Source organism: Streptococcus sp. HMSC065C01, from assembly GCF_001813525.1.
Classification (GTDB): domain Bacteria; phylum Bacillota; class Bacilli; order Lactobacillales; family Streptococcaceae; genus Streptococcus; species Streptococcus parasanguinis_V.
On sequence record NZ_KV812829.1, the window covers coordinates 9,068 to 9,576 of the forward strand.

Below are 509 nucleotides of genomic sequence, written 5' to 3' on the forward strand. Positions count from 1 at the left end.
GATCCAATAATACTCACCATCTAAAGATTGGTAGTTATTTTTAGAGCAAGCAATTAACGTAATTATTGATAATGAAAGTAGTAGTATACTTATTATTTTTCTCATAATCTTTACCTCCTTCTGTAATTTTAATTATACCAAAATAATATTACAAGAGTATGTCAGTGTCTGTTATAACGGAAAAATGAAGAAATGTCTATTATAATAGCAAATAAAAATGTATATGCTTTAACGATAAAATGAATATCCTGTTCCTTAAGACATTATTTATTTTAATAGAATCATCTAATCGAGAGCTAGAGAACAAGAAAGCAAAAGCGCATGGAATCTTTCTTTGGCATTCTTAAGTCTGAAATGTTTTATGGTTATGAGAATACGTTTCAGTCACTTGAGCACTTGGAACAAGCTATTGTCGACTATATTGATTACTACAACAACAAACGAATTAAGGTAAAACTAAAAGGATTTAGTCCTGTACAATACAGAACTAAATCCTTTGCTTAAATTAA

Annotated in this window: 1 pseudogene; it reads left to right on the forward strand. The window is 28.3% G+C overall.

The features are described 5' to 3' along the window. Positions 1–321: 321 nt before the first annotated feature. Positions 322–504, forward strand: a pseudogene (locus HMPREF2918_RS00590) (IS3 family transposase); the annotation flags it as partial. Between the last annotated feature and the right edge of the window lie 5 nt (positions 505–509).